Origin of the sequence: Nonomuraea sp. NPDC049400 (assembly GCF_044466425.1) — a bacterium.
GTDB lineage: Bacteria > Actinomycetota > Actinomycetes > Streptosporangiales > Streptosporangiaceae > Nonomuraea.
Genome location: NZ_JBITMP010000008.1, coordinates 261,245 through 287,048, shown reverse-complemented (window position 1 = coordinate 287,048; position 25,804 = coordinate 261,245). Strand labels below are relative to the sequence as shown.

Sequence of the window (25,804 nt, the reverse complement as noted above, 5' to 3'; positions counted from 1 at the left end):
GGCGCCTCCACGTAGATAGTTATAGGTTGATGACAAATATGACGATATAACTATTCGGCGGACGGATTACTCTTTGGGGGTGTGATGTACGACCAATCGCAGCCGCCGGCCGAAGGGCTCGGCTCGGAAGCGGATCCCCGCTGGGCCGAGCTGGCGGACCTGGCGCTGATCATCGCCCGGGAGATCCAATTCCGCGGCTATGTCGACGAGCGGGCCGTCCAGCTGTCTCCGTCGGAAGGCATGGTGATGCGCCACCTGCAAAGCGACCCCGCCGCCCCGCCGAGCCGGATCGCCGCCGCAACCGGGCTGCAGCGCACCAACCTCTCCACCGTCCTGCGCGGGCTCGAGGCCAAGGGCCTCATAGAGAGGCGCATCTGCCCGGACGACCGCCGTGGGGTGACCGTGCACCTGACAGAGCGCGGCAGAACCAACTACGCCGTCGTCCGGCGGGAATGGGCCGCGGCGGTCTCGGCAGCCGCCGGCCACGACACCCGCAACCTCGAGGCAGCGCTCACGCTGCTCAAAACCGTGGAAGCCGGCCTGGTGGCAGCCCGGCCCAACACCCCGGCCTCGAAGCCGGGGGAGTAAGACCCCAGAAGTTCAACCGAGCGCCTCGCCGGCCCCGGCGGCGAGGGCGTCGCTCAGGTCCCGGCCTTCAACGGGCACCGGTCATGAAGAAGCACGTCAGGGCGATGCCTTCACTAACTGGTGAGCAGGCCGCGTGGCCCGGACTCACGGCCGGTCGCCGGGCGGGTGGCCGGCGGCAGGCCGAGCTGGGCGACCGCCGCCGCCACCAGCTCGTCCGGCGGCAGTGACACCTCCAGCACCATCCCGGACTCGTCCGGGTCGAGGTGCTCCAGGATCGCCCGCTGCGAGTCGAGCAGGCTGGCCGACATGTAGTGGTCGGTGCGGCGGGTCATCCGGTCCCGGATCAGCTCCGCGGACCCGTCGAGATGGACGAACTCCACGTCCGGCGGGCCCTGCCGGAGCACGTCCCGGTAGGCGCGCTTGAGCGCCGAGCAGGCCAGCACCGTGGAGACGCCTTCGGCGTGCCGGTCGGCCATCCAGGAGGCCAGGTCACGCAGCCACGGCCAGCGGTCCGCGTCGTCCAGCGGGATGCCGGCGCGCATCCGGGCCACGTTCGCCTCCGGGTGGAACGTGTCCGCCTCGGCGAACCGCAGCCCGGTCAGCTCGCTGATCCCGCGGGCCACGGTGGTCTTGCCCGCGCCCGACACGCCCATCACCACGATGTGCCGGGTGGCCCGGTGCTCACCAGTCATGGACGGTGCCGTCCTTGAGCCGGTTGAACGGCAGGTACGCCGGTTGGTACGGGAAGCGCGCCGCGGCCTCCTCGTCGAGTTCCACGCCGAGCCCCGGCAGTTCACCGGGGTGCAGGTAGCCGTCGGTGAAGCTGAACGACTGCTGGAACACTTCGTTGGTCGCCGGGCCGTGCTGCATGTACTCCTGGATGCCGAAGTTGTGGATCGCCAGGTCCAGGTGCAGGGCGGCGGCCATGCCGACGGGGGAGATGTCGGTCGGGCCGTGGATGCCGGACTTGATCTGGTACTGGGCGGCGTAGTCGAGCAGCTTCCGCATGGCCGTGATCCCCCCGGTGTGGGTGACGGCGGAGCGGACGTAGTCGATGAGCTGTTCGCGGATCAGGGTCTGGTAGTCCCACACGGTGTTGAAGACCTCGCCGATGGCCAGCGGGGTGGTGGTGTGCTGCCGGACCAGGCGCAGCGCCTCCTGGTTCTCGGCCGGGGTGCAGTCCTCCAGCCAGAACAGGTCGTACGGCTCGAGGGCCTTGCCGAGCTTGGCGGCCTGGATGGGGGTCATCCGATGGTGGCCGTCGTGCAGCAGCGGCAGCTCGGGGCCGAACTCGTTCCGCACCGCCTCGAAGACGCCGGGCAGGTGGCGCAGGTAGGCGCGGGTGTCCCAGTCCTCTTCCGCGGGCAGCGCGGTGCGCTGGGCCGGCTCGTAGTCGTACCGCTTGCCGTCGACGCTGGGCTGGGCGGCCACACCGTACACGGCGTTGATGCCAGGTACGGAGGTCTGCACGCGGATCGAGCGGTAGCCCATCTCCAGGTGCTTGCGGATCGAGTCGAAGAGCTCCTGCAGGTCGCGGCCCGAGGCGTGCCCGTACGCCATGATCCCGGTGCGGGAGGCTCCGCCGAGCAGCTGGTAGAGCGGCATGTCGGCGGCCTTGGCCTTGATGTCCCACAGCGCCACGTCCACGGCCGCGATGGCGGCCATGGTGACGGGACCGCGCCTCCAGTACGCCGAGCGGTAGAGGAACTGCCAGGTGTCCTCGATGCGATGCGGGTCCCGCCCGATCAGCAGGGGGACGACGTGGTCGGCCAGGTACGACGCGACCGGCAGCTCCCGCCCGTTGAGGGTGCCGTCGCCCAGCCCGGTGATCCCCTCGTCCGTCGTGATCTTGAGGGTGACGAAGTTGCGGTCAGGGCTGGTGACGATGACGTCCGCTGCGATGATCTTCACCTAGGTGCCTTTCTCACAAGTGGGGTCGCCGGGCTGCAGGCCGACCGGGGTCATGACGTCGCGGCGAGGTAGGCGCGGGCCCGCTCCCGCAGGGCGTCCAGGTCACCGCCGGATGCCGCGTCGCCGATCAGCGGCCCCCCGACGCCGACCGCGATCGCGCCGGCGGCGAGGTAGCCGGGCAGTTCGGCCAGGCCCACACCGCCGACCGCGACGAACGGGACGTCCGGGAACGGGTCGCGCAGCGCTTTCAGGTACGCGGGCCCGCCCAGCGAGGCCGGGAAGAGCTTCACCGCGGCGGCGCCCATCTGGACCGCGGCGTACGCCTCGGTCGGGGTGAGCGCTCCGGCGGCGACCGGGAGCCCGCGGCGGGCCGCCTCGCCGATGGAGTCGACGACCGCGGGGGTGACGACGAACTGCGCGCCGGCCGCGGCCACGTCGGCGACGGCGGCCGGGGTGAGCACGGTGCCGGCGCCGACCAGCGAGCCCGGCGGGGCGGCTGCCCGGATCGCCGCGATGGCATCGAGCGCGCCGGGCGTGGTCAGGGCCACCTCCACCACGCGGACGCCCTCGGCGAGCAGCGCGGTGCCGGTGGCGATGGCGGCGGCGGTGTCGGTGCCACGGATGATCGCCAGGAATCGGGTGGCGGCGAGTGTGGCGGTGAGGTCGAGGGTCATGGTCACCATTCCGCGTAGGAGCCGTCCCGGTGCCGCCAGATGGGGCTGCGCCAGGCGTGTCCTGCTTTGTCGGCGGAGCGGACGGCCTGCTCGTCGACCTCGATGCCCAGTCCGGGCGCGGTGAGCCGCTCGATGTGTCCGTCCACGAAGGCCAGGGGGGTCTTGTCGAGGCAGTAGTCGAGCACCTCGGCGCCGAGGTTGTAGTGGATGCCGATGCTCTGCTCCTGGATCAGGTAGTTCGGCGTGGCGAAGCCGACCTGCAGGCAGGCCGCGAGGGCGATCGGGCCGAGCGGGCAGTGCGGGGCGAGCTGCACGTCGTACACCTCGGCGAGCGTGGCGATCTTGCGTACCTCGGTGATGCCGCCGGCGTGCGAGAGGTCCGGCTGGGCGACCGCGATGCCGGCTTGGAAGACGGGCAGGAACTCCTGCCGGCTGTAGAGCCGCTCCCCGGTCGACACCGGGATGGTGGTCGAGCGGACGAACTCGCCGATGAGGTGCGAGTTCTCCGGGACGACCGGCTCCTCAAGGAACAGCGGCCGGTACGGCTCCAGCAGCGGCGCCACCCGGCGGGCGTTGGCCAGGGTGAACCGCCCGTGCAGGTCGACGGCGACGTCGCGGTCGTCGCCGAGCACCTCGCGGGCTGCGGCCACCCGGGCGACCACGCCGTCCAGCTCGGCGACCGAGGCGACCGGGCTCATCTTGCCGGAGGCGTTCATCTTCACCGCGGTGAGCCCGGCCTCGACCTGGGCGGCGATGTGGTCGCGGACCTCGCTGGGCTCGTCGCCGCCGACCCAGCCGTACACCCGGATCCGGTCCCGGACCGGACCGCCGAGCAGCTGGTGCACCGGCGCGCCGAAGTGCTTGCCGGCGATGTCCCAGAGGGCCTGGTCGAGGCCCGCCACGGCACTCGCCAGGATCGGACCGCCCCGGTAGAACGAGCCCTTGGTCAGCACCTGCCAGTGGTCCTCGATGCGCAGCGCGTCCCGGCCGATCAGCAGCTCCGCGAGCTGCTCCACGGCGGCGCGGACGGTCTCGGAGCGCCCCTCGCAGGTGGCCTCGCCCCAGCCGGCGATCCCGGAGTCGGTCTCCACCCGGACGAAGAGCCAGCGGGGGGCGACGAGAAAGGTCTCTACGCGTGCGATGGTCGTCATGCCGGTCAGCCCTTCGTCGCGCCGGCGGTGAGGCCGGAGACCACGTACTTCTGCACGAACAGGGCGATCACCATGATCGGCACAGTCACCACGGTGGCCGCGGCCATCAGTCCGCCCCAGTCGATGCTGGCGTAGCCGACGAAGTCGAAGATCGCCACGGGCAGGGTCTTGGTGTCGGCGTCGGAGAGCACGAGCGCGAACATGAAGTTGTTCCAGGAGAAGATGAAGGACAGGATCCCGGCGGTGGCGATGCCCGGCACGGACAGCGGCAGCATGATGCGGCGGAACGCGCCGATATGCGTCAGCCCGTCGACCAGCCCCGCTTCCTCCAGCTCCTCGGGCAGGCTGTCGAAGTAGCCCATCATGATGTAGACCACCAGCGGCAGCGAGACGAACATGTGGCTGATGATCAGCACCCCGAAGCCGCCGACCATCTTCAGGTTGGAGAAGACGTAGAACCAGGGCACCAGCAGCGAGACGCCGGGGATGACCCGGGCCATCAGCACCACCAGCGCGGACTTCTTCATGTTGAACCGGCTCATCGAGTACGCGGCGGGCACGCCGAGGATCAGCGACGCCACGGTGGCGGCGAACGCCACCCAGAGGCTGTTGACGATGAACTCGACGTAGTTCGCCTGCTGGAGCACCTTGGCGTAGTTGTCCATGGTGGGCGAGAAAGCCAGCGCCTTGCCCGGGTCGTAGATGTCGACGTTGGTCTTGAACGACGCGGCGATCATCCAGAGCAGCGGCGCGACCAGTGCGAGCACCACGAAGGTGAGCGCCACCACCCGGAACACCTGGTACGCGGGCCGGGACTTCATCGCTGCGCCTCCTTACGCCGGGCGGTCAGGGCCCACATCGCCCCGATGATGAGCAGGAAGAAGAGGATGAGGACGGTGGAGGAGATGCCGTACTCGTTGTAGTCGAAGCTGAGGCCGTAGGCGTACACGTTGAGCGTCTCCACCTCGTGGAACGAACCGCCGCCGCGGCCCTTCGTGGCGTACAGGATGTCGAAGGTCTTCAGCGCGTCGATGCCGCGCAGCAGGACCGCCACGGTCAGCGTGGGCGTCAGCAGCGGCAGGGTGACGTGCCGGAAACGCTGCCAGGTGCTGGCTCCGTCGATGCGCGCCGCCTCCTGCGGCTCGTCCGACAGCGAGGTGAGCCCGGCGAGCAGGATCAGCACCACCATCGGCGTCCACTGCCACACGTCGATGAAGATCGTGGTGGGCAGCGCCGAGTGCTGGCCGGCGAGCCACGGCTGCGGCCCGATGCCGAACCAGCCGAGGATCTGGTTGGCCATGCCGATGTTCGGGTCGAAGATGAGCCGCCACATCATGCCGACCGCCACCGGAGTGGCGACGAGCGGCATGAGGATGGCGACCCGGACCCACCTCTGCCCCTTGAACGGCCGCCAGAGCAGCAGCGCGATCGCCATCCCGAGTACCACCTCGAACAGCAGCGCGACGACGGTGAACGTGGCGGTCCGCCCGACCGCGGGCCAGAACCGTTCGGTGTCCGACAGGACGTCGAGGTAGTTCTGGATGCCCACGAACTCGCTCTCCGCGCGGACGGATCCCTCGGCGTCGGTCAGGCTGAGGTAGCCGGTCCAGGCCAGGGGGAACACGAGCAGCGCGGCGACGAAGGCCATCGCCGGCGCGGCGAAGAGCCATTTGCGGTGGTCGTTGACCCAGACCACCCAGCCGGGCGTGTCGGGGGCGGCGGAGGCGCTGCGCGGCGCCTTGGTGGTGATCGTTGCCATGAGGTCTCCAGGGGTGGGCGGGTGGCGGGCGCTCGCTCCCGCCACCCGCGTGCCGCTTACTTCGCCTCGTCGTCCAGGAACTTCTGGAACGCGGCGTTGGCCGTGTCGGCGGCCGCCGCGGCGTCCTTGCCGGTGATCGCGTCGACGATCGGCTGGCCGACGATCTCGCGGGACTCGGCGACCTTCACGACCAGCGGCCGGTCATGACCCACCCCGGCCTTGGTGCTGGCCGCGATGGCCTCCACCAGGTCCTTCGGGAAGGTCGAGGTGCCCTCCGGGTTGGCCCAGACGGAGCTGCGGGCGCCCGGCACGCCGGACTTCTGCTGGGTGAGCGTCTGCGCCTTGCTGGTGGCCCACTCGATGAACTTCCAGGCGTTGCCCGTGTTCTCCGAGCTGGAGTTGACGGCCAGTGCCCACGACGGGATGTTGTACGGCTTCGAACCGCTCGGCCCCGCCGGGAACGGCGCGAAACCGACGTTGTCCGAGACCTTGGACTTGGCCGGGTCGGTGGCGTTCTTGTAGAGCGAGTTCGCCTCGGTGTAGAAGGCCGCCTTCCCCTGGGTGAAGATGGCCATCGCCTCGGGCCAGCCCATGTCGGTGCTGACGTTCGCCGGGCCTGAGTCCTTGATCAGCCCGCCGTAGTAGGCGTACGCCTGCTTGGCCGCGTCGCTGTTGACCGCGGCCTTGCCGCTGCCGTCGACGAAGTCGCCGCCGAAGCTGTAGAGGAAGCTGGAGAACTGGGTGACCGCCGGCGACTTGCCGGTGCGGGCGACGAAGCCGGCGACGCCCGGCTCGGCCGCCTTGACCTTGGCGGCGGCGGCCTTCAGCTCGTCGAGGGTCTTCGGCGGGGCGCTGAGTCCGGCCTTGGCGAGCAGGTCCTTGCGGTAGTAGAGGACCTCCTGCTCGGTGATGATCGGGACACCGACCGGCTTGCCCTCGTACGTGGTGGCCTCCACCGGGCCGGCCTGGAAGTCGCTGAAGTCCCAGTCCTTGTTGGCCTTCACCTGGTCCGACAGGTCGGCCAGGTACTTGTTCTTGGCGAAGAGCCTGCCCTCCTGCAGGGGGCGGTACATCATCACGTCGATGTCGGACGAGCCGGCGTTCAGCTTGACGTTGTACTGGTCGGAGAGCTGGTCCTCGCCGAGCTGGGTGATCTCGACCTTGAGCCCGGTCTGCTTCTCGAACTCGGGCAGCGCCTGCTTGATGTTCTCCGTCCACACGTGGTTGGCCAGGGTGACCCGGACCGTCTTGGATGCGCCGCTGTCGCCGCCACCGCCACAGGCGGACAGGCTCATGGCGGCAACCACGGCCAGAGACGTACCGATTATCGATCGACGTCGCACGTCATCTCCCCTTTCTGTCATGGCCGCCGCCCCCCCGGAAGAGCGCCACACACTCTCGTAACATCTGCTTAATGCCGGGATGCTAGGACAAAAAAGCTGATTTATTCAAGAGCGGGCCTCCAACTGATATGCTTTGTGCCGTGAACCAGTCCTCCCCAGGGGGCGCACCCACCCCGCAGGCCTCTGGCGAGGCTGGGCTGCACGCACGCGTCCTCGACCACCTCGGCACCGCCATCTGCAGCGGCGACGTGGCCGCCGGTTCCGTCCTGAGCATCGAAGACCTGGTCGACCGCTACCAGGTCTCCCGCTCGGTGATCCGCGAGGTGCTGCGGGTGCTCGCGTCCATGGGACTCATCGAGACCCGGCGCCGGGTCGGGATCATGATCCAGCCCGCCGTGGTGTGGAGCGTCTTCGATCCGCAGGTGATCCGCTGGCGGCTCGCCTCCGACGGGCGGATGGCGCAGATGCGCTCGATCACCGAGCTGCGGACCGCGATCGAGCCGCACGCCGCCTGGCTGGCCGCCGAGCGGATCGGCGACGACGAGGCGAGCGAGCTGGTCGGGCTCGCGGCCAAGATGTGGGCCGCTGGGAAAGCCGGCGACGAGGCACGCTTCCTCGACCTGGACATCGACTTCCATCGGCGGGTGCTGGCCGCCTCCGGCAACGAGATGTTCGCGAAACTGCAACTGATCGTCGCCGAGGTGCTCGCGGGACGGCACCATTACCACCTGATGCCGCACTATCCGGACGAGCAGGCGTTGCAGCTGCACACCGACGTGGCCCAGGCGATCCAGCGACGGGACGGCGAGCGGGCCAGGCAGGCCATGGTGGGGATCATGGAGCAGGGGTTCGCCGAGATGAAGTCGATGTGGGAGCAGGCCATCGAGCCGAGCGGTGCTTGACCGGCGCACCTGACGCCGGCTTGATCGGCGCGTGACTTACGGGCAGGATATCCGGACGTCCGTTTGTCCTTGTTTAGGATCACATGTCTTACAGAACGCTTTTGCCGGCGCTCGTCCTCGCGGCGGCGGTCATCGTGCCGGCCTCGCCCGCCGGCGCCAACGGGTTCGGCTCGGCGAACGGCTGCTGCCCCTTCGCCGACAACTCCAAGCACTGGTACACCTCGGAGACGCTGGAGACGCGCACCAGGAGCGCGGCCAGGGCCGCCATGCTGAAGCTGGACTCCCAGACCGACATGACCGTGGCCTACGACAGCACCCCCGACCCGAGCACCGACGTCGAGTCGTTCGACCGCTACTACGTCGACCACTGGGACCTGGACTGGGACGGCTCCAGCACCGGCTACAACCTCTTCGCCTACTCGAAATGCGTCAAGAGCATCCCGCCGGCCGACAGCACCCAGGCCTGGCGCTGCGACCAGTACGAGGTCCGCTACGACCTGAAGGACATCGACTGGATGAGCACCACCCAGCGGCAGGCGCTGGCCTGCCACGAGATCGGGCACACGATCGGCCTCGACCACTCGACCGAGTCCGGCTCCTGCCTGCGCACCGGCTCCCACACCGTCACCAAGTACGGCACGCATGACGTCGCCCACATCAACGGCCGTTACTAGGAGACCGGCGATGAGACACCTCAAGCTCCTCACGGCCGTCGCCGCCGTCGCCGCCCTCGGCGGCTGCGCCCAGGCGCCCGCCGCGAAGCCGGCGCCCCCCTCCTTCTGGTCCCAGCTCCACGCCGAGAGCGGGACCGGCGAGTACCTCTTCGACTCCCTCGACGACATCACCCCGGGTGCCAGGCCGTCCGGCGTGTTCCGCCCGGCCGCCGCGCTCGTCGAGGGCACGGTCGTCGGCGTGGAGCCGGGCATCGCCTACGCCTCGGGCGACGACTCGGTCACGCCGCAGGTCGTGCCCTACGACAGCGATGAGGCGGCGATCCGCTGGGCCAGCGTCGTCATCAAGGTCGACAAGATCCATGCGGGCAAGCTCGGCCGCGGCTTCGCCTCGGGCCAGATCCGGCTCAGGGTCGAGCAGCCCACCGGCACGACGCTCGAGGGGCTCCGCACGTCCCTCGGTACGGCCGGGCGCGGCCTCTTCTACGTCGACAGCGCCCTCGACCGCGCCAGGCGGCGGCCCGCCGCACAGGCGGCCCAGGCATACCAGGCGAGCGTCCATCTCCCGATCGGCCAGGGCGTCTTCATCGAGGAGAAGCCCGGCGCACCGCTGATCGCCCCGCTGGCCGACGAGGAGCGTGCCGCCCAGCTCCTCGGCGGCGGCGTGCAGACGAGAAGCACAGGAGCAGGCGCCACGACGCTGGCCCAGCTCCGTGGCCGCGCCCAGCAGTCAGCCTGCGAGACAGGCACGGCGACAGACCAGTCCACCTGCTGACCCGCTTCCATCGAGGGGGCGATGCTCCCTCAATCGGCGACCAGCCGGGTCTGGTCGGCCTGCTCGCGCTGGCGCCGCAGCTCGTAGGTGCCCGGGGCGATGCCGGTGAAGGCGTGTTCGGGGTGCGCGAGGTAGGCGGTCGCACCCTCTGCGACGGTCAGCACACCGAGCACCATTCCGCCGCCGAAGCGCTCCTGGGTGAAGAACACCTTGCCGGTGGCGAGCAGGAGGTGGGTGTTGGCCCCCGCCTGGCCGCGGACGATCGGGACGCCGGCCTCGGGGACGGGGGTACGGGCCTGGTCCCGGTTGGCCGGTACGACGGCGACATCGCCCTGGAACTGCAGGCCGGACAGGATGGGGATCTCGGCCTGCCGGTCGAGGTGCTCGTCGATGGTGACGCCGAAGGTGGCGATGGCCTCTTCGATGGTGGGCATCTTCTCGGACTCCTTTGCCGGTGGGCGGGGGTCAGGATCGTCGTTGCGCCGTGGCGTACTGCGCAGGAGTGAGGCCGTAGGTCCAGGCGGCGGCCTCGATGGGGTCGGTGCAGTCGGCGGGGACGGTGAGGCCGAAGCGGCGGCGGGTGCCGTCCCGTTCGACGGTGCCGTTGGTGCACAGCAGGACCCGCACGTGTGTGGTGTAGATGTCCGCGGGGACGTCGTGCAGGGTGAGGGTCTGGCCGGGGTTGCCGGGGTCGGGCACGGCGGGTCCGACCTGCTCAAGCCGGGCCTCGGTGATGAAGCGGTCCCAGCCGCGGCGTTCGATGGCGCAGCGGCGGATCTCGGCGTTGGTCTCGCGGAGGATCTCGTCGGCGGTGAGGGTGTCGTCGATGACGGCCTGGGTGACGTGGGTGCCGTGCCAGAAGTAGACCCCGAACCCGTCGGCCCAGCGGGCCGCGGGGCCGTCGGCGCGGTGCGGCCGGTGCGTGGCCCCGGCGCCCTCGCCGACCTGCTCGAGGTGCAGCTCGGCCGGGCGCGGACAGAACATGACGAAGTCGAGGAAGGGCCACCACCACCAGCCGGCGGGCGCGGACTGCGCCGCGGTCCGCTCCGCGACGGTCAGCCACGACCGGTCCTCCTCGAGCGGCGGGACCGCGTTCTGCTCTGCGAAGGTCTGCCCCGACCGGTCCTCGTCGAGCGGCGGGACCGCGTTCTGCCCGAAGCGGCCGACCAGGGTCAGCCAGGTGTCGGACCGCTGGCACGCCAGGTGGGCCCGCCACAGCCGGCGCACCTCGCCGCGGATCGTGTCCTGCCGCGGGCCGCCCACCGCCGCGTCCACCGCCGCCCGCACGGCCGCGTCCGACGCACTGGCGACCGTGGCCAATGCGCCGGTGGGCGCACGCCGGCTCTCCTCGCGGGCGGGCGCGCCTTGCGCCGAGTCCCGCACGGCCGAGGTCAGCGCGGAGTTCATCGCCGCGGCGATCTCGGCGTGCAGGGCGGTGGCCGCCGCGCCGTGCACCGGATCGCTCATCGCGCCGTCCGCCGCGGCCTGGACCGCGGTGCGCACGGCGTGGCCGGCGGTCTCGCCGGCGGTGTCGTCCACCGCGCGGTAGACCGAGTCCAGGACGCGGCTGTTGCGGTGGCCGGTGCTCAGGCAGGCGGCGATCGGTGCGGCGAACGCGCCGACGAGCGGTGAGGACACCCACACGACCCGTTCAGGGAACGGGACCCCGATCTCCCGGTAGCAGACACGGGCGGCGAACTCCCACGCCCGCCTCTCGGCGGCGGTGTCGTCCCGGTCGTGCTCGGCCCGGGGCGTGCGCGCCGCCTCCCGTTCGCCGGCCGTCGAACGGGCTGGACCCGGTGGATTCACGGTGGAGACCTCCAACTGGGGCGGGCCCCCTGACTCCGCCGAGGACGCCGCAATGTACACCGAGCCCACGCCGGTGATCATGACTCGGCGCAGCACGATACCTGCCCGCTAGGACAATTTGGGGCCGTTTACCCGACGACGTTCGTCGCCTTGACACATTTGTCGATCTCCGTACATTCGTACAAATGCAAGTGACCGCCGTCGAAGACGCGTTACGCGCTCATCCCGATGACCTCGCCTCGTGGCGTGCCTACAGCGACTGGCTGCTGGAGCAGGGCGACACCAGAGGCACGCTGATCCGCCTCGAGCAGCGCCTGGCGCGCACCCGCCCCGCCGATCGCCCGGCCGTGGAGCGTGAGATCGCCGACCTCGTCGCGGAGCACGAGGGCGGATGGGACGACGGGCTGCCGTCGACGGCGCGCGTGCTGGCACGCCGGTACGGCTTCGCCGTGGAGGCGGCCGTCCAGTGGTCGGACGACGTTCGCGAGGCCGTGGAGCAGGTGCTGCGCGGCCGGTTCGTCACCACGCTGAGAATCACGTCCGACGCGGCGGCCGGCGAGGACGACTGGGACGAGGACGACTGGGAAGAGGACGACTACGAGTGGGAAGGCGGCCCGGGGGCCGCGGCGCGCTCTGGGCGCCTGGACATGCAGGCACTCGACGGGCTGGATCTCGGGCGACTCGTCGAGCTCGACCTCTCCTATCTGGATCTCGGCCCCGACGGCGCCGAGATCCTCGCCGCCTCGCTCCGCACGGACCGGTTGCGGGCGCTGGAACTGCGGTACTGCCGCATCGGCGACGCCGGTCTGGCGGCCCTCGCGGCGTCCCCGCACCTGGGCGGACTACGCCGCCTGCACCTGCAGCGCAACAGGGTGACCGCCGAGGGCGTACGGTCCCTGCGCCGGTTCCCGGAGCTGACCGAGCTCGACCTGCGCTACAACGACATCGGCGAGGCGGGCGCTGAGGCCCTGCTCGCCGCCCCGTTCGCCGGGTCCCTCGCGCGGCTGTGGCTGTACGACTCCGATGTGGGTCAGGGCGGCGTGCGGAAACTGGCGCACGCCGCGAATCTTCCGTCGGGGCTGCGCAGCTTGTGGAGGTGCGTGTGAGCATCGAACTTCGGGATCGGTTCTTCGTCCTGTCGGCCAGGGACGTGCCCGCCGAGGAGGCCGCCCGGTATCGGGCGGAGGTGGACGCGACCGACGCCGAGCCGGCCGCGACGGTGGACGGACTGGACATCTCATGGCATCCGTCGGCGCGGTTCAAGGCGGTGCGGTTCATCGACGCCGAGCGGATCGACGAGCGGGTGCGGGATCTGTTCGCCCGGCCCAGCCCGGACGCGCCGTATCTGGCGGCGGTGTTCGTCGATCCGCACGAGTTGTCGTTCCGCACGTTCGAGAACATCGTCCCGCTGGACCGCCTGTTCGAGGACGTGCCGCTGGAGGCGGAACTGGCCGGCCGGGCGGAGCACGCGGAGGGGGTGTTCTCGTTCTCGTTGCGGTTGCCGGCGGAGGCTCAGGCCCGGCTGGCGCACCTGGACGAGCTGAAGCTGTACGTGCCGCCGCTGAACGCCGCGTCCAGAGGTGGTGAACGGTTCATCTTCCACTCGGCGCTGCTGGCCGAGGCGTTGTCCGCGGCGGTGGCCGACGCGTTGCCGCCGGCGATCGTGGAGGGGTTCTCGCATGTGAACCCGGTGTTCCGGTGCAACCGGTTCGAGCCAGGTGACGCGAACTTCCACCGGCACCGGGACACGCCGTACTTCGACGCGGCGCGGCGGCACATCTCCCGGTACACGGTGCTGCTGTACCTGACCGGCGGTACGGGGTCGCCGGCGCTGGACCTGATCGGTGGCGCCGCGCTCAGCGAGATCGCTGAGTTCACGTGTGTGATCTTCGATCAGCGGTACGAGCACGAGGGCGCCCCCTACCTCGACGACCGCAAGGTGTTCCTGCGTACCGAGCTCATCTTCACCGCCGACGAGGTCACCGAGGCGCCGGAGATCGGTGAGCTGTTCAGCAAGGCGTGCTACCTGACCGGGGAGAGCGTGTTCGCGCCGGAGCTGGCCCGGCACGCCGACGCCTACTACAACCAGGTGGCGGCCGCCCACTGGGGCGGCTTGGGGAAGGGCCCCACCCGCGAGACCTTCGTGCACAAGGAGTTCCGCGGGGTGCACTTCGTGGCCAACGGCTACGACTTCTGGTTCGCCAAGACCGACGCGTTGTCGCTGGCGGAGTGCGCCGCGCTCACACTGCTCGACTACTTCAACTGCAAGCTCGGCGACACCGCCTTCCGGGCGCTCTGCAAGACAGAGGTGATCGAGTCCGACGACGCCGGCTGGATCCCGGAGTTCCTGCGGACCCGGCACGGCGGGTCCGCCATGACGCGGGTGGACAAGTCCGCGTTCTTCCCCGAGCCGGAGCGGCCCGACCGCCAGCTCTGCTGCCCGTTCCACTCCTCCGGAGGCTACGACCCCACGCGGCACGACGAGATCATCGAGCTCTACACCGACGCGCAGTCCTTCGCCAAAGCGCACATCCTGCCCGCGCCGATCCTCATGCTCGGCGAGGACGTGGCCCTCGACCCGGACCAGTTCGTCATCCAGGACCACCTCATCCACGTGCTCGGCAAGGACGCGCTCAAGCCGGTGAACTTCGCCGCCTGCTGGAACGACGAATCCATTCCCGAGGACTATGTGACCGTCGCGGCCAAGGTCGGAGTGGCGCAGTTCCTCGTCCCGCCCATCATCTACACCGAGTCCGCCGGCTGCTACCACCTCAAGTTCGACTTCTTCCGCAACTCCTGGATGGTCGACCATCGGCTGGCCACCATCCCCATCCCCCGGATCACCGAGGAGCAGTGGGCCGACCCGGACGAGAGCAGCGCCTGGCGGCGCTCGGTGGACGACTCGCTCATCGACGACGAGCACCCGCTGCCGCCCAGCGACCTGTGGGACGACGAAGATGACGACTGGGACGACGAGGACGACTGAAGCGCGTACTGCATGCTGCTGTACAAACCGTGACAGCACCTGCGAAGGTCAGCGCTCCGACGTGGTTTCCCGCACCCAGGGCAACGCCAGTCGCTCGACCAGCACCAGGGCGGTGTAGAGGGCGACGCTCATCGTTGCCAGCAGGGTGATCGCCGCCCAGGCGGTGGCGCTGTCGGCGATTCCGCTGTACTGGACGATCTGGTAGCCGAGGCCGCCCTCGCCGGCCTGGAACTCGCCGATCACGGCGCCGATCGCGGCCAGCGGCATGGCGACCTTCAGCCCGACGAAGACGTGCGGGAGCGCGGCTGGAAACCGTACTTTGCGGAAGGTCTGCCAGCGCGAGGCGTCCAGGGATCGGGCCAGTTCGGCGAGTTCGGCGGGCGTCGTGGTCAGCCCGGTCGTGGTGGAGAGCACGATCGGGAAGAAGGAGAGCAGGAAGACCATGGTCAGGATCGGCCGCTGCCCCCAGCCGAGTGAGACGACCAGCAGCGGCCCGAGCGCGATCTTCGGTACCGCGTTGATCGCCACCAGCAGGGGCGAGAACATCCGCTCGGCCGCCCGCGAGGCGGCCAGGAGCAGGCCGATCAGCACTCCGGCGACCGCGGAGATGAGGAAGCCGGCCACCGTCTCCAGCGTTGTCGTGGCCAGTCCGCCGAGCAGTTCGGCCGACTTCGCCTGGAAAGCGGTCAGGACCTCGGCGGGCGGTGGGAGCACCGCCGGATGGAGGAGGGGGAACGCCGAGGTGACCAGCCACCAGGTGCCGATCGCGACCGCGAGCCCGAGGGCGGGCCAGCCCACCGCTGTGACCGTCGCGCTCCCGTTGGGAACGACACGTCTCGCGGGTCGGGTGTCGCCCGCCTCGGCCATGTCACCTGCTCCTCGTCGGGTCAGGGCTTCGGCGTCAGGTCTGCGCTGATGAGCTGGTCGGGGGTCAGCCCGGCCGGCATGGCGCCGTTGTCCTGGAGAAGCTCGATGCTGCGGGCGACCCGCTTCGTATCGATCGTGCCGACCACGTCGCCGGAGCCCTCCGGCCGGACGAAAGCACTCATCAGGGTGCACTCGGCGGCGGCGGGGGCGGCCGACGATGCCGGGACGTTCTTCTGGAGGATCCGGCCGGCCTCGTCCGGATTGTCGATGCTGTGGACGAGCCCCTTCATCAGGGCCGCGATGAAACGCCTGGCCAGGTCCGGCTGCTCCCGGGCGATCTTGGTCGTGGTGACCAGCACGTTGCCGTAGAGATCACTCATCACATCGCTGTAGGGGAGCACGACCGCCTGCCTGCCCTTGGCCACCGACTCCACCGTCGGCTCGCCCACCACGAACTGGCCGATGCCCGCCACGCTGCCGCCGGCCAGCAGGCCGATGAGGTTGGCGGGTGCGCCGTTGACCCAGGTGACCTTCTTCGCGTCGACGCCGGCCAGTTTGGCGTAGGTGGGGAAGAGGTTGCGCACCACCGAACCCGGGCTGTCGGCGAGTGTCTTGCCCTCCAGGTCCTTCGGCGTGGCGATCCCGTTGCCTTCGAGGCTGATGAGCGCGGCCATGGTGCGCTGCTGGATTCCGGCCACCACGACGATGCTCTTGGCGCCGCCGTTGCCGCGCGCCAGCAGCAGACCGGTGAGGTCGACCGGGGTGAACATCGCCGCTCCGGCCTCGATCTTCGAAATATTGTCGCCCGTACCGCCCCCGGGCTTGATGTCCACGTCAAGGCCGACCTCACGGAAGAATCCCTTGTCCTTCGCGACCCAGGCGTACGAGTCTCGCCCGAAGTTGCCGAACGACGTCAGATAAGTCACCTTTTCTAGTGGTTTATTACTAGAAGTCGACGCCTGCTGTTGATTGTCGGGATTGCTGCAAGCAACTACGAACGTACAGGTCAAGGCGAGAGTGGCGAGAGTACGGGCGAGCCTGCTCATGCACCGCTTCCTTTCATCCGACGCCGATCGGCCTGCGAAGAGACGCTAACAAATGGTAGCTAACCCCATGAGACTTCCATTTCTTGTCAATCCGTATACGCTGATTCGACTGGATTAAAACCGCAGTCAGATGGAGAGCTGCGCGCATGATTGAGCTGGCTGGGGTTTCCCGCAGTTTCAGTGGACGATCCGGGGTCGTGGAGGCGCTGCGCGGTATCGACCTGACCGTGGCCGAGGGCGAGTTCGTCGCTCTGGTCGGCCGATCAGGATGCGGGAAATCGACCCTTCTGCGGCTTATCGCAGGTTTGTTGCCGCCGACCGAAGGTGAGATCACGGTCGCCGGCGAGCAGGTCACCAAGGCACGGCGCGACATCGCGCTGCTCTTCCAGCGGCCCGCGCTGCTGCCCTGGCGGTCGGTCATCGACAATGTGCTGCTCCCGGTGGAGATCTTCGGCTGGCGCCGGGCGGCGCACCGCGAGCGCGCCGCGCGGCTTCTGGAGCTGGCCGGGCTGGCCGGCTTCGAGAAGCGACTGCCGCACGAGCTGTCCGGCGGCATGCAGCAGCGGGTCGCCCTCTGCCGGTCGCTGATCGGCAACCCCCGGGTGATGCTGATGGACGAGCCGTTCTCCGCGCTCGACGCGATCACTCGCGAGGAGCTGTCGGTGGAGCTGCAGCGCCTGCACATGGAGAACGCGTCCACCATCGTCTTCGTCACCCACTCCATCGACGAGGCGGTGCTCCTGGCCGACCGGGTGGTCGTTCTCACACCGCGTCCGGGACGGATCCGGGAGACAGTCGAGATCCGCATCCCGCGCCCGCGGACCCTGGGCCGGGACGCCCATTTCGAAGAGGTCGCACGATGCAGCGCCGATCTGCACGAGCTGCTGATGGGGTGGGGCACGTCGGCGGTGACCCGGGACAGAGGGCAGTGAGCATGCGCGTGTGCGTCTTCACCGAACCGCATCGCGGCGCCACCTACGACGATCAGTTGCGGATGGCGAGGCTGGCCGAGGACGGCGGGTTCGAGGGCTTCCTCCGCGCCGACCACTACCGGTCCATGGAGCTCGAGGGCGGCCTGCCCGGCCCGACGGACGCCTGGGTGACTCTGGCCGGACTGGCCAGGGAGACCTCCCGGATCCGGCTGGGCACGCTGGTCTCCCCGGTGACCTTCCGGCTGCCCGGGCCCCTCGCCGTGGCCGTCGCGCAGGTGGACCAGATGAGCGGCGGCCGGGTGGAGCTGGGCATCGGCACGGGCTGGTACGAGCGCGAGCACACCGCGTACGGCATCCCGTTCCCCCCGGTCGGCGAGCGCTTCGACCGGCTGGAGGAGCAACTCGCCATCGTCACGGGCCTGTGGGCCACGCCGTCCGGCGGCCGGTTCAGCCACCACGGCGGCAATTACCGGCTGGTCGACGCCCCCGCCCTGCCCAGGCCGGCGCAGCGGCCCTGGCCGCCGATCATCATCGGAGGCCGCGGACCGAAGCGCACCCCGCGGCTCGCCGCCCGCTACGCCAACGAGTTCAACCTGCCGTTCAGGAACGTGTCGGAGACCGCGGAGGCGTTCGGGCGCGTCGTCGAGGCGCAGGAGCGGATCGGCCGGACCCGCGACGGCCGCGCGCCGCTGGTGCTCTCGGCAGGCATCGTCGTCGCGGTCGGGCGCAACGACGCGGAGGCCCGGCGCCGGGCGGCCCCCTTGCACGTGCCGAGCGCGCTGCCCCCGGAGGACCCGGTGATCGGCTCACCGGCTCAGCTCGTCGAACGGATCGGCGAGTTCGCCGCGATCGGCGCCACCCGGGTGCATCTGCGTCTGATCGACTTGGCTGATCTCGATCACCTGGAGTTGATCGCGGCCGAGGTGCTGCCGCAACTCGACAGCGCGCGTTGACCACCGCAGGACTCGCGCCGTTTCCCCTGGGAGAAATGACGCGCTATGCCGGATATCGGGCCGCGATGAGCGCCGCGTTCCGCTCGGCCAGCGTCAGCGCGGACTAGCGCAGCAACAGGTCGGCGGACTCGTCGGTGATCGTGCCCACCAGTCTCCGCATGGTGGCGGAGACCTTGCCGAACGCTGCTTCGGGTGTGGGCTCGATGTCGCCGAGCACCACCCACCACCAGGCGTTGGTCATGACGTTGGCCAGGAAGTCCGACCTCTCGACCTCTGGCGGTCAGGCCGGGCCGCCAGTTCCGCCGATCGGGCTGCTCGCGCGCACAGTCCGTCAAACGCTGCTTTCGGATGCCCAGTTCCGTACGGCGGGGGCGTACCCGGCAGGCTTGTCCCCGACCTTGACGCCCGGGCTGACCAGCCAGCCCTGATAGTCCGGCGTGAACATCCGGTAGACCGACGGGGGCGGCACGGAACTCGCCTCGTCGAGCTCGGTGCGCAGCTCGGCCGGCAGCTCGAGGTCGAGGGCGGCCATGTTGGCGTCGAGCTGGTCCGCGCTGCTCGCCCCGACGATCGCCGAGGCGACACCGGGCTGGGTGGCGACCCAGTTGAGCGCGACCTGGGCCATCGTCACGCCGAGCTTGCCGGCGACGCTCTCGACCGCCGCCAGCAGCCGCCAGTCCCGCTCCGTCCACGAGCGCCCGGGGGAGCCCGCGCCGCTGAGCCGGCCGTCTCCGGCCAGGCCCTGGTCGGCACTCCGGTACTTGCCGGTCAGGAAGCCGCCGCCGAGCGGGCTCCACGCCGTGATGCCGAGTCCGAGGCTCTGACCCATGTCGACGTGCTCCAGCTCGATCGCCCGGTCGATGAGGGAGTAGGGCAGTTGCAGGCTGACCACCGGTACGAGGGAGTGGGCCTCGGCGTAGGTCTGGGCTCGTGCCGCGTACCAGCTGGGCACGTCGGACAGGCCCGCGTAGCGGATCTTCCCGGCCCTGGTGAGGTCGTCGAAGGTCCGCATGACCTCCTCGACAGGGGTGATCCGGTCCCAGGTGTGCAGCAGGAACAGGTCGATGTAGTCGGTGCGCAGGCGGCGCAGTGACGCCTCGACCGCTCTGATCATGTGCTTGCGGCCGTTGCCGCCCGCGTTCGGATCTCCGGGGTCGACGCTGTTGGTGAACTTGGTGGTGAGCACCACCCTGTCGCGGACCTTGGCTTCCGCGATGAGGTTGCCGAGGATGGCCTCGCTCTCGCCGGCGGTGTAGAAGTCCGCGGTGTCGATGAGGTTGCCGCCCGCTTCGAGATAGCGGCGGAAGATCGGGCGGGCCTCCTCCTCGGTCTTGCCGTAGGCGGCGTGGAAGCCGCCGGTGCCGAAGTTCATCGTGCCGAGTGCCAGCCGGCTGACGCGTAGTCCGGAACGTCCGAGCAGGTAGTAGTGGTCCAGGGACATGAGGGTGCCACTCCGATCGCAAGCAGATTCGAGGACGAACACCCGTCAGCTTGCGCAGCCAAAAATGGACTGTCAAGTCCAAAGATGGCCTATGCGTCACCGCCTTGACAGGTGACGAATGACGCTGCCAATATCGTCACCAGTTAGACGGGTGACGCCGATGTGGGTGCCCGTACGGAATGAGGAAGGAACTGCCATGGCTGCCAGCTACACCGGGGTCGTCACCGTGACGGGAGAGGGTCGCAACGGAGGTCGCGTCGCGGCCGATGACGGTCTCCTCGACATCACCCTCGCCATCCCCAAGGAACTGGGCGGGGCCGGCGGCGCCACGAACCCCGAGCAGTTGCTCGCCGCCGGCTGGGGCGCCTGCTTCCTCGGCGCGGTCAGGAGGGCGGCGGCGCAGCGCAAGGTGAGGCTCACGAGCACGAGCATCACGGCCGAGATCACCCTGAACCACGGCGACGACGGCGAATTCGGCCTCGCCGCCGTCCTCAACCTCGAGCTGGGCGGCGTGGACGAGCAGGCCGCCGCCGAGCTCGGCGCGGCTGCTCACCAGCTCTGCCCCTACTCCAAGGCCACTCGCGGCAACATCCCGGTCACCATCCGGGCGACCGTCGCCGCCTGACACGTCATCGGCCGGCGTCCTGCCCGGCGGGCTTCACCACGGAAGGGAGCATCCGTTGCGTATATCGAGTCTCATGAAGGCGTTGTCGCTGGCCGTGCTCGCGATGGCCGTCGCCCTCGCCTGCTTCGCCCAGGTGTTCTGAGCGCGAACAGGCCGGACGGCGGGCGCGGCGACAGGTCGCGCCCGCCGCTCCCCGGAGGGCGAGCCCTCTGTCAGGGTGACGCGAGCTTGCTCGCCCGCAGGTGGGCGATGCCCATGTCCAGGGCGGCTTCCAGATGGCTGGTCTCGCCGGTGGACATCTGGATCAGTACGCCGCCCTGGATGCCGGCGAGCAGGGCGGCCGCCGCGCGGTCGGGGTCCAGGTCCGCGTCGATCTCGCCGGCGTCCTGCATGTGCCGTACGCCGGCGGCGATCTCGGCCTGCCAGCGGTGCATCAGCTCGGTGACCACGGCCTGTGCGCCGGGCGTGCGGCTGCCCAGCTGTGACGTGACGGAGTTGAGCGGGCACAGGCGGCCCTGCCGCCGGTAGCGGTCGACGACCTTGTCGCGCCACGACTGCCAGGCGGCCCAGGAAGTGAGGTCGCCGAGCTGGGGCCGCTGGTCCTCCAGCACCCGGGCGGCCTCGAAGCGGGCCACGGCCAGGAGCAGCTCCTCCCGCCCGTCCGGGAAGTAGTGGAAGAGCTGGCTCTTGCTCGTCGCCGTCCTGGCCAGCACGTCGTCGAGCGTCATGTCGGCCACGCCGTGCTCGCGGATGTGCGCCGCCGCGCCCTCGAGAATGCGCTGCCGCGTCGCGGCCCCCTTGCGGGTCAGTGTGCGCATGACCACCCTCCAGACTGGACTTGCCAGTCCATATTAACGGTTGACTCGCTCAGCCTTCCGTGCCGCCGGACAGGACCGCGAGGGCGGCGTGCGCCTGGTCGCGCATCGCGGGCACGAACTGCTGCGCGGGCTCCGGCAGGCCGGCCAGGACGAGCGCGACCTCCTCCGGTGTGCCGACCTGGTCGAGGAACCCGACGATCAGGTGCGCCGCCTCGGTCGGCGAGGTCGCGACGACCGCGCGTGAGAACGCGGTCCACTCGTCCGGCGAGATGTGCTCGCGCAACGCGGGGAACAGCAGCGGCTCCTCGTGCTCGAGATGCCGGTGCACCAGGGTCTGGACCGCTTCGGCCGCCTTCCGCAGCCCCGGGCGGTCACCGTCCTGGCTGATGGGCACGGCCTCGATGGCGTCGAGCTCGTCGTGTTCCTCACTCAGCACGGCGAACCGTTCCGCCGCCTCCGGCGCGACCGCTGCGACCATCGGCCACAGCTGGTGGTCCTCGGTCTTGTGATGGTGGCGCAGGTTCTTGACGAGGAACTCGCGCAGCTCGGCCAGGGCCGCGAGAGGGACGGAGGGCCGGGCCGCGGCCTCGGACACGGCAAAGCTGACGGAAGTCTTACAGACCCCGGCCATTCCTCGCAGGCGCAGGTCACGGCTGCTCGAATGGCAGTTGTGACTGATCGACGACATTCAGCGGAGAGCGGCCCGCCCATCGCGCGCCGGGTGATGCTCTCGATGCTCGCCGCGGGCGCCGCGGGCCTCGTCGCCGCGCCTGTCTTGCAGCAGGGCTGGGAACGACTCCTCGGGGCCGCCTCCCGCAACGACCCCACCGGCCTCACCGGGCTGCTGCCCAACCCGGGCGGCTTCCGCTACTACAGCGTGGCGGCCTCGGTGCCGAGGAAGACCGCGGCCGACTACCGCCTGAAGATCGGCGGCCTGGTCGAGCGCCCTGGGACGTACACGCTGGACGAACTGCGCGCGCTGCCCCAGACCCGCGTCGTCGGCGACGTCCAGTGCACCGACGGCTGGCGGGTGCCGAACACGCCCTTCTCCGGGGTGCTGCTCTCGCACCTCCTCGACCTGGCAGGGGTGCGCCCCGAGGGCAAAGCGGTCCGCTTCACCTGCTTCGACGGCGTCTACACCGAGAGCCTGACGCTCGAGCAGGCCCGCCGCCCCGACGTGCTGGTGGCCCTGGACATGCTGGACGCGCCGATCACCCACGACCACGGCGGTCCCGTACGGCTCTACGTCGCGCCGATGTACTTCTACAAGTCGGCCAAATGGCTGTCCGGCATCTCTGTCACCGACAAGGTCGTCCCGGGCTACTGGGAGGTGTACGGCTATGACGTCGACGGCTGGCTCGACCAGGCGGCCTGAGCGCTTGCTGCCGCGCTTCAGCCGGGCCGAGCGCCTGGTCCACCAGGTCACCGCCGGGCTCATGCTGCTGTGCGTGGGGGCGGCGGCCTGCCTGTACTTCCCGCCGCTTGCCCAGCTCGTCGGGCGGCGCCACCTGGTGGTCGTCGTCCACGAATGGTCGGGGCTCCTGCTGCCCGTGCCGTTCCTCCTCGGTCTCGCCTCATCCGCGTTCCGTGCCGACCTGCGCAGGCTCAACCGGCTGGCGCCGTACGACAGGCAGTGGCTGCGCGCGGTGCGCAGGAACACGCCAGGACCGCGCCCGGCCGGCAAGTTCAACGTCGGGCAGAAGATCTACGCCGGCTGGATCGCCGGCGCCGTGCCGGTCATGACGTTCACCGGGCTGCTGATGTGGTTCACCGATGTCCTGCCGGCGATCTCCCGCACGAGTGCGATCTTCGTGCACGACGTGACGGCCCTGGCGATCGCCGCCGTCGTGCTCGGGCACATCCGGCTGGCCTACCGGGATCCGCTCGCGCGGCGCGGGATGCGTACGGGCTCGGTGCCGCCGGAGTGGGCCAGGAAGAACCATCCCCAATGGGTTGACGAGATAGGTCATGGAAGATGAGCGTTCGCGGTGACGTCGATTGCGCGGCTTGGAGTCACCTGTCAAACTGGTGATGTGAAGCACGTGTTCCTGTGCGGCAACCCCGCGCTCGACTTCGCCGGCACGCTCCGCGCGCGCCGCACGGAGCGCTTCGAGACGCTCGACGTCCCGGACCGGCTCGACGCCTGGTACCTGGAGTCCGGCGTCGTGGACGCCGTCTCTCCCTGTCGGGAAGCGGATCTGGCCCAGGCGGTGGCGGTACGCGAGGCCATCTACGCGCTGGTCACCGCCCGGCTCGCGGGTGACGGATACGACGGCGAGGCGCTCGCCCTGGTCAACGAGACGGCCCGCAAGCCCCCGGCGGCGCCCCAGCTCACGGCCGAGGGGCGGTGGGTCGAGGCGAGCCCCGCGCAGGCGCTGTCCACCGTGGCCCGGCACGCCATCGAGCTGCTCAGCGGGCCCGAGGTGCCGCTGATGAAGGAGTGCGCCAACCCCGAGTGCACCAAGGTCTTCATCGACCGGTCGCGGGGCGGGCGCAGGGAGTGGTGCGGCATGGAGTCCTGCGGCAACAAGATCAAGGCGGCGGCCTACCGGGCGCGCAAGAAGGAGGCTCAAACGGCCGGCACGCGCTGATCGCGCCTGCTCGGAGACCTCCTGATCGTCAGGGCGAGCGCGGCCAGGCTCAGCAGCCCGCCCACCAGCGCGGTGCTCCGGACGCCGAAGCCGGGCAGCAGGACGCTGCCGATGAACGCCCCGGCGGTGATCCCGACGTTGAACGCGGTGCTCACGCCCGCCGAGGCGAGCTCCACGCTGCCCGGGGCGACCTGCAGGATCCGGCTGGCCGCGGCGGTGCACATGGCGGAGAACGACAGCCCGGTCAGCGCCACCAGCCCGGCCGCCACGATCGGCACGTCACCGAGGACGTACAGCCCGAGCAGCGCCACGCTCTGCGCCGCCACGGGGACGACCATCGCCGCCCGGGCGTCGCGGTCGGCCAGATGCCCGCCGAGGGCGACGCCCAGCAAACTGGCGATGCCCCGCACCAGCAGGAGCGGCCCGATCGCCGCGGCGGGGAAACCGCTCACGTCGGTCAGGAACGGGGCGACATAGGTGTACCCGGCGAACGCTCCAGTGACCGCGAGGGTGGCCATCGCCATCAGCCTCCAGTACGCCCCGGCGTCAGGATCGGTGCCCTCGGTGACGGAGCCGGCCCCGGCTGGGGCGGCCGGTAACAGCAGCGCGATCGCGACCAGGGCGAGCAGGCCGACCGCGCTGAGCGCGAGGAAGGACGCCCGCCAGCCGGCCTGCTGGCCGAGCCACGTACCGGCGGGCACGCCAAGCACGGCGGCGAGCGAGCTCCCCGCGAACACCACGGAGACCACGCGGCCGTGCACACGTGGCGGGAACAGGCCGGTGGCGGTGGAGACGACGATCGCCCAGAACAGCGCCTGGCTGAGCGCGACGCCCACCCGGGCGCCGAGCAGGACCCCGTAGGCCGTCGCGGCGGCCGAGAGCGCGTTGCCCGCGACGAACACGGCGAGCAGGCTCGTCAGGAGGAGGCGGCGCGGCATCCGGTACGTCAACCGGGTCAGCGGGACGGAGGCGAAGACGACCATCAGCCCGTAGCCGGTCACCAGCAGGCCGACGGCCGAGGGCGAGGTCGACAGGTCGGCCGCGATCAGCGGGAGCAAGCCGATGGGGAGCGTTTCCGTGGTGACGTAGATGAATGTCGAGACCGACAGCGCGGCCAGCGCACCGATCGACCGTGCGGTGCTGGGTCCGTCCATCCTGCTTCTCCTATATCGGCTTTTGCCGGTAGCGGATGCGCTAGGGGGCAGTGACGCTCCGCCGGGCGGCCCGGCGGCGTTCGGTGAGGCGGCGCGACTTGACGTCCGTGCCGCAGTCGGCCATCCGGCACCATCTCCGCGAGCCGTTGCGGCTGCGGTCGAGGAAGATCCACCCGCAGCCGCCGCTCTCGGTCGGGCAGCGGCGTACGCGGCCGAGGTCGGCGGTGCGCAGCAGGTCGAGCGCGGCGTGCGCGGCGCGGTCCGGCACGAGCGACGCCGGGACGATCCCGACGACCAGCCGGACCGCGGACGTGCCCCCGGGATCAGGCGTCAGCCTGGACCGGCCTGCCGCGGCGAGCCACCTGCCGTGCAGCCGATCGAGCGCGGCGCCGGAGTCCGCGCCGTCGATCGCCGCCAGGAGGGCGGTGTGCAGCGACTCCCTGATGTCCCTGACGGCGTCCAGCGCGACCGCCGCCGCGCCGGGGTCGCGATCCCACGTCTCGGCGACCGCTTGGGCGTCCAGGTCGTCGATCAACCCGGCGCGGCATGCCCAGAGCAGCAGCGCGGCGGGCTCCGCCACGTAGTCGCGCGGCTCCGAGCCGGGGACCGGGATGCCCCGCTCCACGGTGTTGACCAGATCCAGGGCCGGGTGACCGCCCACCAGCGGTAGCTCGGACGCATCCATGAAGCAATGCTACTACCAAAACCTAATTTGCAGGTAGCTCTGCAGGGTGTCATGCGTCCCGGACGGCTTCTGTCGGCGGCGATCCCTATTGTCTGCGTCATGACGACTGCCGTGTCGGCGCCT

Annotated in this window: 29 protein-coding genes; 12 read left to right on the top strand and 17 right to left on the bottom strand. The window is 70.2% G+C overall.

Annotation, left to right across the window (positions count from 1 at the left end):
- Window positions 1-84 precede the first annotated feature (84 nt).
- Entirely contained in the window at window positions 85-588 is a 504-nt protein-coding gene (locus tag ACIBVN_RS14980) for a MarR family winged helix-turn-helix transcriptional regulator (RefSeq protein WP_397136627.1), read from the top strand.
- Between the two features lie 113 nt (window positions 589-701).
- Here the strand turns inward: ACIBVN_RS14980 and ACIBVN_RS14975 are convergent, their stop codons facing one another.
- From ACIBVN_RS14975 to ACIBVN_RS14945, 7 genes are read right to left on the bottom strand one after another with little or no spacing between them, the layout of a single operon-like run.
- Window positions 702-1,280 (bottom strand): gluconokinase, encoded by a 579-nt coding sequence (locus ACIBVN_RS14975; protein WP_397136489.1) that lies wholly within the window; start codon window positions 1,278-1,280, stop codon window positions 702-704.
- Window positions 1,270-2,499: a D-mannonate dehydratase ManD gene (gene manD, locus ACIBVN_RS14970; protein ID WP_397136487.1), complete on the bottom strand. Its 1,230-nt coding sequence runs from the start codon at window positions 2,497-2,499 to the stop codon at window positions 1,270-1,272. Before manD ends, ACIBVN_RS14975 begins: the two co-directional genes overlap by 11 nt.
- Before the next feature lie 50 nt (window positions 2,500-2,549).
- Window positions 2,550-3,173 (bottom strand): bifunctional 4-hydroxy-2-oxoglutarate aldolase/2-dehydro-3-deoxy-phosphogluconate aldolase, encoded by a 624-nt coding sequence (locus ACIBVN_RS14965; RefSeq protein WP_397136485.1) that lies wholly within the window; start codon window positions 3,171-3,173, stop codon window positions 2,550-2,552.
- A 2-nt stretch (window positions 3,174-3,175) separates the two neighbouring features.
- A complete protein-coding gene (dgoD, locus tag ACIBVN_RS14960) occupies window positions 3,176-4,324 on the bottom strand; it encodes a galactonate dehydratase (protein WP_397136483.1) in 1,149 nt (382 codons plus the stop codon).
- Between the two features lie 5 nt (window positions 4,325-4,329).
- Window positions 4,330-5,145 carry a carbohydrate ABC transporter permease gene (locus ACIBVN_RS14955; RefSeq protein ID WP_397136481.1) on the bottom strand — a complete coding sequence of 272 codons (816 nt, stop codon included), beginning with the start codon at window positions 5,143-5,145 and terminating at the stop codon, window positions 4,330-4,332.
- Window positions 5,142-6,083 carry a carbohydrate ABC transporter permease gene (locus tag ACIBVN_RS14950; protein ID WP_397136479.1) on the bottom strand — a complete coding sequence of 314 codons (942 nt, stop codon included), beginning with the start codon at window positions 6,081-6,083 and terminating at the stop codon, window positions 5,142-5,144. The genes ACIBVN_RS14955 and ACIBVN_RS14950 overlap by 4 nt, the downstream gene beginning before the upstream one ends.
- 56 nt (window positions 6,084-6,139) lie before the next feature.
- Entirely contained in the window at window positions 6,140-7,378 is a 1,239-nt protein-coding gene (locus tag ACIBVN_RS14945; protein WP_397136477.1) for an ABC transporter substrate-binding protein, read from the bottom strand.
- Between the two features lie 188 nt (window positions 7,379-7,566).
- Here ACIBVN_RS14945 and ACIBVN_RS14940 point away from each other — a divergent pair, with 188 nt between their 5' ends.
- From ACIBVN_RS14940 to ACIBVN_RS14930, 3 genes are all read left to right on the top strand, one after another.
- Window positions 7,567-8,328 carry a FadR/GntR family transcriptional regulator gene (locus tag ACIBVN_RS14940; RefSeq protein WP_397136475.1) on the top strand — a complete coding sequence of 254 codons (762 nt, stop codon included), beginning with the start codon at window positions 7,567-7,569 and terminating at the stop codon, window positions 8,326-8,328.
- An 83-nt stretch (window positions 8,329-8,411) separates the two neighbouring features.
- Window positions 8,412-9,002 carry a matrixin family metalloprotease gene (locus ACIBVN_RS14935; protein WP_397136473.1) on the top strand — a complete coding sequence of 197 codons (591 nt, stop codon included), beginning with the start codon at window positions 8,412-8,414 and terminating at the stop codon, window positions 9,000-9,002.
- Window positions 9,003-9,012: 10 nt separating this feature from the next.
- Entirely contained in the window at window positions 9,013-9,774 is a 762-nt protein-coding gene (locus ACIBVN_RS14930) for a hypothetical protein (protein ID WP_397136471.1), read from the top strand.
- 29 nt (window positions 9,775-9,803) lie between these two features.
- Here the strand turns inward: ACIBVN_RS14930 and ACIBVN_RS14925 are convergent, their stop codons facing one another.
- Together ACIBVN_RS14925 and ACIBVN_RS14920 are read right to left on the bottom strand one after the other, a co-directional pair.
- Window positions 9,804-10,208, bottom strand: a complete 405-nt coding sequence (locus ACIBVN_RS14925; RefSeq protein ID WP_397136469.1) for a hypothetical protein — start codon at window positions 10,206-10,208, stop codon at window positions 9,804-9,806.
- Window positions 10,209-10,239: 31 nt separating this feature from the next.
- Window positions 10,240-11,664, bottom strand: a complete 1,425-nt coding sequence (locus ACIBVN_RS14920; protein ID WP_397136467.1) for a DUF6745 domain-containing protein — start codon at window positions 11,662-11,664, stop codon at window positions 10,240-10,242.
- Between the two features lie 104 nt (window positions 11,665-11,768).
- Between ACIBVN_RS14920 and ACIBVN_RS14915 the strand changes: the two genes are divergently transcribed.
- Entirely contained in the window at window positions 11,769-12,689 is a 921-nt protein-coding gene (locus ACIBVN_RS14915) for a TIGR02996 domain-containing protein (protein WP_397136465.1), read from the top strand.
- Window positions 12,686-14,569, top strand: coding sequence for a hypothetical protein (locus ACIBVN_RS14910; protein ID WP_397136463.1), 1,884 nt, complete (start codon window positions 12,686-12,688; stop codon window positions 14,567-14,569). The genes ACIBVN_RS14915 and ACIBVN_RS14910 overlap by 4 nt, the downstream gene beginning before the upstream one ends.
- 48 nt (window positions 14,570-14,617) lie before the next feature.
- Here ACIBVN_RS14910 and ACIBVN_RS14905 read toward each other — a convergent pair whose 3' ends face one another.
- Both ACIBVN_RS14905 and ACIBVN_RS14900 read right to left on the bottom strand, forming a co-directional pair.
- Entirely contained in the window at window positions 14,618-15,436 is an 819-nt protein-coding gene (locus ACIBVN_RS14905; protein ID WP_397136461.1) for an ABC transporter permease, read from the bottom strand.
- 20 nt (window positions 15,437-15,456) lie between these two features.
- The gene (locus ACIBVN_RS14900; protein ID WP_397136459.1) at window positions 15,457-16,362 is read right to left on the bottom strand and encodes an ABC transporter substrate-binding protein; all 906 of its coding nucleotides are present in this window, start codon (window positions 16,360-16,362) and stop codon (window positions 15,457-15,459) included.
- Between the two features lie 266 nt (window positions 16,363-16,628).
- Between ACIBVN_RS14900 and ACIBVN_RS14895 the strand changes: the two genes are divergently transcribed.
- Entirely contained in the window at window positions 16,629-17,414 is a 786-nt protein-coding gene (locus tag ACIBVN_RS14895) for an ABC transporter ATP-binding protein (protein WP_397136457.1), read from the top strand.
- Window positions 17,415-17,416: 2 nt separating this feature from the next.
- Window positions 17,417-18,367, top strand: coding sequence for an LLM class F420-dependent oxidoreductase (locus ACIBVN_RS14890; protein ID WP_397136625.1), 951 nt, complete (start codon window positions 17,417-17,419; stop codon window positions 18,365-18,367).
- Window positions 18,368-18,470: 103 nt separating this feature from the next.
- Here the strand turns inward: ACIBVN_RS14890 and ACIBVN_RS14885 are convergent, their stop codons facing one another.
- Window positions 18,471-18,608 carry a hypothetical protein gene (locus ACIBVN_RS14885; RefSeq protein ID WP_397136455.1) on the bottom strand — a complete coding sequence of 46 codons (138 nt, stop codon included), beginning with the start codon at window positions 18,606-18,608 and terminating at the stop codon, window positions 18,471-18,473.
- A 90-nt stretch (window positions 18,609-18,698) separates the two neighbouring features.
- On the bottom strand, window positions 18,699-19,808 hold the full coding sequence (locus ACIBVN_RS14880) for an aldo/keto reductase (RefSeq protein ID WP_397136453.1): 1,110 nt from the start codon (window positions 19,806-19,808) through the stop codon (window positions 18,699-18,701).
- A 196-nt stretch (window positions 19,809-20,004) separates the two neighbouring features.
- Here ACIBVN_RS14880 and ACIBVN_RS14875 point away from each other — a divergent pair, with 196 nt between their 5' ends.
- On the top strand, window positions 20,005-20,433 hold the full coding sequence (locus tag ACIBVN_RS14875) for an Ohr family peroxiredoxin (protein WP_397136451.1): 429 nt from the start codon (window positions 20,005-20,007) through the stop codon (window positions 20,431-20,433).
- Between the two features lie 212 nt (window positions 20,434-20,645).
- On the opposite strand, the gene ACIBVN_RS14870 is transcribed toward ACIBVN_RS14875, so the two are convergent.
- Together ACIBVN_RS14870 and ACIBVN_RS14865 are read right to left on the bottom strand one after the other, a co-directional pair.
- Window positions 20,646-21,251: a TetR/AcrR family transcriptional regulator gene (locus ACIBVN_RS14870; protein ID WP_397136449.1), complete on the bottom strand. Its 606-nt coding sequence runs from the start codon at window positions 21,249-21,251 to the stop codon at window positions 20,646-20,648.
- A 49-nt stretch (window positions 21,252-21,300) separates the two neighbouring features.
- Window positions 21,301-21,846 (bottom strand): hemerythrin domain-containing protein, encoded by a 546-nt coding sequence (locus ACIBVN_RS14865; protein ID WP_397136447.1) that lies wholly within the window; start codon window positions 21,844-21,846, stop codon window positions 21,301-21,303.
- Between the two features lie 75 nt (window positions 21,847-21,921).
- On the opposite strand from ACIBVN_RS14865, the gene ACIBVN_RS14860 reads away from it, so the two are divergent.
- The 3 genes from ACIBVN_RS14860 to ACIBVN_RS14850 are packed head-to-tail and all read left to right on the top strand — an operon-like array spanning window position 21,922 to window position 23,842.
- Complete coding sequence (locus ACIBVN_RS14860) at window positions 21,922-22,626, top strand: molybdopterin-dependent oxidoreductase (protein ID WP_397136445.1); 705 nt, start codon at window positions 21,922-21,924, stop codon at window positions 22,624-22,626.
- Complete coding sequence (locus ACIBVN_RS14855) at window positions 22,592-23,230, top strand: cytochrome b/b6 domain-containing protein (protein WP_397136443.1); 639 nt, start codon at window positions 22,592-22,594, stop codon at window positions 23,228-23,230. The genes ACIBVN_RS14860 and ACIBVN_RS14855 overlap by 35 nt, the downstream gene beginning before the upstream one ends.
- A 54-nt stretch (window positions 23,231-23,284) precedes the next feature.
- On the top strand, window positions 23,285-23,842 hold the full coding sequence (locus ACIBVN_RS14850) for a CGNR zinc finger domain-containing protein (protein ID WP_397136441.1): 558 nt from the start codon (window positions 23,285-23,287) through the stop codon (window positions 23,840-23,842).
- Here ACIBVN_RS14850 and ACIBVN_RS14845 read toward each other — a convergent pair.
- Together ACIBVN_RS14845 and ACIBVN_RS14840 are read right to left on the bottom strand one after the other, a co-directional pair.
- Entirely contained in the window at window positions 23,821-24,996 is a 1,176-nt protein-coding gene (locus tag ACIBVN_RS14845; RefSeq protein WP_397136439.1) for an MFS transporter, read from the bottom strand. The two genes, ACIBVN_RS14850 and ACIBVN_RS14845, sit on opposite strands and share 22 nt — an antisense overlap.
- Window positions 24,997-25,036: 40 nt before the next feature.
- A complete protein-coding gene (locus tag ACIBVN_RS14840; RefSeq protein ID WP_397136437.1) occupies window positions 25,037-25,681 on the bottom strand; it encodes a CGNR zinc finger domain-containing protein in 645 nt (214 codons plus the stop codon).
- Window positions 25,682-25,804 lie beyond the last annotated feature (123 nt).

Coding starts and splice junctions, on each gene's coding strand:
- ACIBVN_RS14980 (WP_397136627.1), top strand. CDS start 85: ATGTACGACCAATCGCAGCCGCCGGCCGAAGGGCTCGGCTCGGAAGCG.
- ACIBVN_RS14975 (WP_397136489.1), bottom strand. CDS start 1,280: ATGACTGGTGAGCACCGGGCCACCCGGCACATCGTGGTGATGGGCGTG.
- ACIBVN_RS14965 (WP_397136485.1), bottom strand. CDS start 3,173: ATGACCCTCGACCTCACCGCCACACTCGCCGCCACCCGATTCCTGGCG.
- dgoD (WP_397136483.1), bottom strand. CDS start 4,324: ATGACGACCATCGCACGCGTAGAGACCTTTCTCGTCGCCCCCCGCTGG.
- ACIBVN_RS14955 (WP_397136481.1), bottom strand. CDS start 5,145: ATGAAGTCCCGGCCCGCGTACCAGGTGTTCCGGGTGGTGGCGCTCACC.
- ACIBVN_RS14950 (WP_397136479.1), bottom strand. CDS start 6,083: ATGGCAACGATCACCACCAAGGCGCCGCGCAGCGCCTCCGCCGCCCCC.
- ACIBVN_RS14945 (WP_397136477.1), bottom strand. CDS start 7,378: ATGAGCCTGTCCGCCTGTGGCGGTGGCGGCGACAGCGGCGCATCCAAG.
- ACIBVN_RS14935 (WP_397136473.1), top strand. CDS start 8,412: ATGTCTTACAGAACGCTTTTGCCGGCGCTCGTCCTCGCGGCGGCGGTC.
- ACIBVN_RS14930 (WP_397136471.1), top strand. CDS start 9,013: ATGAGACACCTCAAGCTCCTCACGGCCGTCGCCGCCGTCGCCGCCCTC.
- ACIBVN_RS14925 (WP_397136469.1), bottom strand. CDS start 10,208: ATGCCCACCATCGAAGAGGCCATCGCCACCTTCGGCGTCACCATCGAC.
- ACIBVN_RS14920 (WP_397136467.1), bottom strand. CDS start 11,664: ATGATCACCGGCGTGGGCTCGGTGTACATTGCGGCGTCCTCGGCGGAG.
- ACIBVN_RS14915 (WP_397136465.1), top strand. CDS start 11,769: ATGCAAGTGACCGCCGTCGAAGACGCGTTACGCGCTCATCCCGATGAC.
- ACIBVN_RS14905 (WP_397136461.1), bottom strand. CDS start 15,436: ATGGCCGAGGCGGGCGACACCCGACCCGCGAGACGTGTCGTTCCCAAC.
- ACIBVN_RS14895 (WP_397136457.1), top strand. CDS start 16,629: ATGATTGAGCTGGCTGGGGTTTCCCGCAGTTTCAGTGGACGATCCGGG.
- ACIBVN_RS14890 (WP_397136625.1), top strand. CDS start 17,417: ATGCGCGTGTGCGTCTTCACCGAACCGCATCGCGGCGCCACCTACGAC.
- ACIBVN_RS14885 (WP_397136455.1), bottom strand. CDS start 18,608: ATGACCAACGCCTGGTGGTGGGTGGTGCTCGGCGACATCGAGCCCACA.
- ACIBVN_RS14880 (WP_397136453.1), bottom strand. CDS start 19,808: ATGTCCCTGGACCACTACTACCTGCTCGGACGTTCCGGACTACGCGTC.
- ACIBVN_RS14875 (WP_397136451.1), top strand. CDS start 20,005: ATGGCTGCCAGCTACACCGGGGTCGTCACCGTGACGGGAGAGGGTCGC.
- ACIBVN_RS14870 (WP_397136449.1), bottom strand. CDS start 21,251: ATGCGCACACTGACCCGCAAGGGGGCCGCGACGCGGCAGCGCATTCTC.
- ACIBVN_RS14855 (WP_397136443.1), top strand. CDS start 22,592: ATGACGTCGACGGCTGGCTCGACCAGGCGGCCTGAGCGCTTGCTGCCG.
- ACIBVN_RS14845 (WP_397136439.1), bottom strand. CDS start 24,996: ATGGACGGACCCAGCACCGCACGGTCGATCGGTGCGCTGGCCGCGCTG.
- ACIBVN_RS14840 (WP_397136437.1), bottom strand. CDS start 25,681: ATGGATGCGTCCGAGCTACCGCTGGTGGGCGGTCACCCGGCCCTGGAT.